Genomic DNA, 5,207 nt, shown 5'->3' with positions numbered 1-5,207 from the left:
CCTTCCCCCCTCTCCCCCCCCCCCCCCCCCCCCCCCCCCCCCCCCCCCCCCCCGGGCTCCTACGGGACGGCGCGAACCAAACCAGAAGGATGAATGCATGACTACGTTTGAACAGGCCCCCATACGCCAGCTGCACAGCGAAGCCGAGGCCATCGCCGCTGCCCATGAAATCGCCGTGGAGATCGCCGCCATTGCCGCCGACCACAGGCAAAACGGCCAACTACCGTGGCGCCAGGCACAGCTGCTTTCTGAAAGCGGCATCACCGCCATCGGCGTACCCAAGGCCTTCGGCGGGCTTGGCGCGTCGGTGCAAACCATCGTCGAAACCGTGCGCATCATCTCGGTGGCGGATGGCGGCGTGGGGCAGTTGCTGCAGATCCATAACGTGATGCTGCGCGGCATCTTCAACGGTTACCCCGACGCCGTGCGTGATCGCCTGGTCAGCGATGTGCTGGCCGGCAAACGCTTCGGCAATGCCCTGGCCGAGGTCGGCGGCAAGAACAAGTTTGCGCTCAAGACCCGCGTCGAACGCCGTGAGGATGGCGCCCTGGTGCTCAACGGCAGCAAGTTCTACTCCACCGGTTCCTACCTGGCCGAATGGATCTCCCTCACCGCCGCCTCGGAGGATGGCGGCGCGGGCGTGCTGCTCAACCGCAATGCGCCAGGCCTGACCCTGGTGGATGACTGGGAGGCGTTCGGCCAGAAGAACTCGGTGAGCGGCACGGTGAATTTCGACAACATCGTGCTCGATGAAGACTACGTGTCACAGCGAAAAGGCCCGATGAAACGCACCGGGCTGACCTTCCCGCAGATCCTTCACGCGGCCATCGACACCGGTATTGCTGCCGGCGCGCTGTCGGCCGCCGTGGATTACCTCAAGCACAACGCACGGCCATGGGTGGAAAGCGGCGTCGATCACGCCAATGAGGAGCCGCACATCATCAAGCAGATCGGCGAGTACGCCGTGGCCCTGCGCGCCGCCGAGTCGCTGTTGCGCGATGCGGCACGGGTGTTTGATGCCCACGAGCTGGACCCGGAGAACAAGGCACTGCAAGACGAACTGATCCTCTCTGTCGCCACCGCCCGCGCCCACTCCGACAGCGCTTCGCTGAAGATCTCCAGCGACATCTTCTCGCTGCTCGGCGCCAGCGCGTCCCTGAGCAAATGGAACCTCGACCGCTTCTGGCGCAACGCCCGGGTGCACACCACCCACGACCCGATCCGCTGGCGCCTGCACCACGTGGGCAACTACTACCTCAACGACGTGGACCCGGGCGAATACACCGCGATCCTCAACGCCAAGGAAACCCAGGGCGCCACCCAAAAATAACCACACAACTCTGTAGGAGCCCGGCTTGTCGAAACGTCGCACCGCGGCGATGGCGGTGTATCAGGCGACATCTGTAGTGGATGTGCCGACGCCATCGCCGGCAAGCCGGGCTCCTACAACGGGCGAGTGAATTCCTTTTTGCCGATGAGCTTTTCATGATCGAAAGACACCCTCTTCTGCGCAGCCTGGCGATCTACCGGGAAATGCCCTGGCGGTTCAGCCTGGTGGCAGCGCTGTACATCGCCATCAACCTGGGGCTGGTCTGGCAGCAATGGCTGATAGGCCACGCCGTCAACGACGTCAGCGCCGGCCGTGCCGTGGTGCATCACGCCGACGGCAGCCTCGACGCCAGCCTGGGTTGGTACTGGCTGGGTTTGATGCTGGCCGTGGCCCTGGGCCGTGGCGTGCTGCAATACGTCGCCAGCGTGCTGTCGCTGGTGATCAGCCAGGAACTGCTGACACGCCTGCGCGAACGCATCCTGGCCCAGGTGCAAAGCCTGCACCTGGGCTACCACTGGCAGCACGGCATGGGCGAGATGATCACCCGCACCACCCGGGACGCCGACAAGGTACGCGACGCGCTGATCACCTTCTGGCGGCAGTTGGTCGAAACGCCGTTGGTGGTATTCGCCACGGTGGGCTTGCTGAGTTGGTATGACCCGCTACTGGGCCTGGTGCCGCTGCTGCTGACGGTCACGGGCCTGGGGATTTTCGTGCTGCAAACCGAGCGGCTGGTCGGACTCGATCGTGCCGTCGGCAGCGCTTACGACCGCGTCAATCAGGACCTGAGCGAAGGCATTGGCGGGGTGCGGGTGATCAAGTCATTTGCGCTGGAGCAACCGCGTATCCAGGGCTTTGCCGACCAAGTGGCGGTGTTTGCCACGTTGGCGCGGCAGGCCCTGGCCTATTCCAGTTCACGCATCCCGCTGCCCCAGGCGGTGGTCGCGCTGGGGCACGTGTGGATCCTGGTGTACGGCGCGCATCTCGTTGCGGCCGGTCAGTTGGGGATTGGTGAGTTGGTCACCTCCCTGCTGATCGCCACCACGCTGGTGTTCCGCATCGAAGGTATCGGCCGGGTGATGCAGACGTTCGCCGACGCCCGCGCCAGTGCCGAGCGCATCTGGCAATTGCTGGATGCACCGGCCGCGATCCGCAGCGGCACTGCCGCCCTGCCCGCCAGTCCCTTGGGGCTCAAGCTGGACGCGGTGAGTGTCACTGCGCCTGGCGGTGGCCGCGACATTCTGCAGGGCTGTTCGCTGACCTTGCAGCCCGGTGAGGTCGTCGCATTGGTCGGCGCCACGGGCACTGGCAAGAGCCTGCTGGCCAGCCTGTTACCCCGCTTGAGCGATGTGACGGCCGGGCGCGTATTGCTGGGCTCGGACCGTCAGGGCTGGCAGGACATCCGCGCGCTACAACTGGGCCCATTGCGCCAACGGGTGCACGTCGTACCGCAGGAGAGCTTCCTGTTCGCCGGCACCCTCGCCGCCAACCTGCGCCTGACGGCACCCGACGCCAGCGACGAACAACTGCGCGACGCCCTGCACCTGGCCGCCGCCGAAGACGTGTTGCAACGCCTGCCCCACGGCCTGGAAACGCCCCTGGGCGATCGCGGCGTCACGCTGTCCGGCGGCCAGCGTCAACGCCTGTGCCTGGCCCGCGCGTTGCTGGGCAAACCGGACATTTTGTGCCTGGACGACGCCACCAGCGCCCTCGACGCCATCAGCGAACGCCAGGTGCTGCACAACTTGCGGCAGTTGCACGGCACGACGGTGCTGGTGATCTCCAGCAAGCTCTCGACCATCCTGCTGGCCGACCGCGTGCTGATGCTCGACGCCGGCCGCATCGTCGCCCAAGGCACCCACACCCACCTGCAATCCACCGACGCGGCTTACCGCGACCTGCTGGGGATCGACCATGGCTAACCCGCTGCCAGGCAAAGCCTTGAGCGACATCGAAATCGAAGAAATGCTGGCGAAAAAAGCCCTCGACCGGGGCATGTTCAAGCGCCTGCTGCCGCTGCTGCGGCCGATCCGCCGTCAGATCCTGGCGGTGATCGGCATCGAAATCTTGCTGGTATTTACCGTGTTCCTGCGCCCGTGGTTCGTGCGCGAACTGCTCGACCGCGGGTTGGTTCAGCAGGCCAATCACTGGTTGCTGGATGAACGCCTGGTGCTGTGGCTGGGCCTGGGCCTGGCGGCGAGCTGGCTGGCGCGCTTTCTGTTGGCCGGGGTCTCGCAGTTCGTTGCAGGCAGCGCGGCGATCCGAGTGCTGAACGCCTTGCGTGTGCAGGTGTTCGCCCATGTGCAGGGCTTGAGCGTGAGCTACTTCGACCAGACCCGTGCCGGGCGCATCATTTCCCGGGTCGACCGCGACGTGGACGCCCTTGAGCCGCTGGTGATCCAGGGCCCACCGGAATTACTCGGCGCCGTGCTGCGTTGCGGCCTTGCGTCGGTGATGCTCTGGCGCATCGACCCACGCTTCTTTCTGAGCCTGGTGGCGACGGTGCCGCTGCTGGTGATCGCCACGTGGAGCTTCAAGCGCATCTCCCAGCGCAACTGGGCCAAGGTCGCGGAAAACCGCAGCCGCTTTACCGCGCACTTGGTCGAAAGCGTCAGCGGCGCACGCCTGCTGCAACAGTGCGCCCAGGAAACGCCCAACCTGCGGCGTTATCGCGGGCTGCTGGATGACTTCAACCACGCGCTGATTCGCGGCAGCTTGCGCTCGTCGTGGTTTGCGCCGTTTACCGCCCTGCTCAGCTCGGCCGGCATCGCGCTGTTGCTGCTGGTGGGCGCGTACGGCCTGGCGGCGGGCGACGTCAGTGTGGGCCAGGTGGCTGAAAGCCTGTTCTACGTGTTTCTGTTCTTGGGGCCGCTGCAGGAACTGTCGGACCTGTTCGAGCGTTACGCCACGGGGTCGGCATCAGCGCAACGAATCTTCCTGCTGCTCGATACCCGCCCGCAGATCGTCGACAGCCTCACACCTGAACCGCTGCCGCTGGCACGCGGTGACGTGCAGTTTGACCAGGTGGGGTTCAGCTACGGGCAGACGCCGGTCCTTACTGGCTTGAACCTGCATATTGCGGCGGGTGAAGTGCTGGCGATTGTCGGCCCGTCCGGCCATGGCAAGAGCACGCTGGTGCAGTTGCTGACGCGTTTCTACGAAGCCCAGACCGGTGCGGTGCGGCTCGACGGCATTGACGTGCGCGACCTGGCGCAACACACCTTGCGTCGGCATGTGGGGGTGGTGTTGCAGGACAACGTGTTGTTCAGCGGCAGCATCCTCGACAACCTGCGTCTGGCCGCGCCCCAGGCGTCTGATGCGCTGCTGATTGCCGCGGCTCGTGAGTTGGGGGCGGATGAGGTGTTGGAGCGGTTGCCTCACCAATATCACACCGAGGTGGGGCCGTTGGGGGCTCATTTGAGCCATGGGCAGCGGCAGTTGGTGTGCCTGGTGCGCGCGTACCTGGCGGACCCGGCGGTGCTGGTGCTGGATGAGGCGACGTCGGCGGTGGATATTCATACGGAGCGGCGGATTCAGCGGGCGTTGCGACGGCTGTGTGAGGGGCGCACGGCGATCATTATTGCGCATCGGCTGGCGACGATTCGGGATGCGGATCGGATCGCGGTGGTGCGGCATGGGCAGGTGGTGGAAGTGGGGGGGCATGGGGAGTTGATGGAGAGGGATGGGGTGTATGCGGGGTTGTATCGGAGTTATTTGTTGAGTGCGGAGGTGGTGGTTTGACGTCGTGTACATATCCGTTTTTTGGGTGATGGCGGCTTATGGTTCCGCCCTTACGGCGGCTCACTTTGGAAAAGCCCCAAAGTAAGCAAAGGGCTCTTGCCCCAACACTCGGCACCTCGCCTAGGCTCGGTGTGCC

At 65.2% G+C, this 5,207-nt stretch carries 3 protein-coding genes; all 3 read left to right on the top strand.

Features of this window, described 5'->3' with window-relative positions:
* Window positions 1–97: 97 nt before the first annotated feature.
* The 3 genes from AC07SU_RS29410 (at window position 98) to AC07SU_RS29400 (ending at window position 5,071) form a co-directional block, all read left to right on the top strand.
* Window positions 98–1,330, top strand: a complete 1,233-nt coding sequence (locus AC07SU_RS29410; protein WP_494999077.1) for an acyl-CoA dehydrogenase family protein — start codon at window positions 98–100, stop codon at window positions 1,328–1,330.
* 155 nt (window positions 1,331–1,485) lie between these two features.
* Window positions 1,486–3,252: an ABC transporter ATP-binding protein gene (locus AC07SU_RS29405; protein WP_494999076.1), complete on the top strand. Its 1,767-nt coding sequence runs from the start codon at window positions 1,486–1,488 to the stop codon at window positions 3,250–3,252.
* Complete coding sequence (locus AC07SU_RS29400) at window positions 3,245–5,071, top strand: ABC transporter ATP-binding protein (protein ID WP_494999075.1); 1,827 nt, start codon at window positions 3,245–3,247, stop codon at window positions 5,069–5,071. Before AC07SU_RS29405 ends, AC07SU_RS29400 begins: the two co-directional genes overlap by 8 nt.
* The last annotated feature ends 136 nt before the right edge of the window (window positions 5,072–5,207 follow it).

It is taken from the genome of Pseudomonas sp. GW821-FHT05H12, assembly GCF_059419385.1.
This window is presented reverse-complemented; position numbering and strand designations above follow the sequence as displayed.

Bases quoted from the DNA above. Each gene is read 5' to 3' on its own strand.
- AC07SU_RS29410 (WP_494999077.1), top strand. From the start codon at position 98: ATGACTACGTTTGAACAGGCCCCCATACGCCAGCTGCACAGCGAAGCC.
- AC07SU_RS29405 (WP_494999076.1), top strand. From the start codon at position 1,486: ATGATCGAAAGACACCCTCTTCTGCGCAGCCTGGCGATCTACCGGGAA.
- AC07SU_RS29400 (WP_494999075.1), top strand. From the start codon at position 3,245: ATGGCTAACCCGCTGCCAGGCAAAGCCTTGAGCGACATCGAAATCGAA.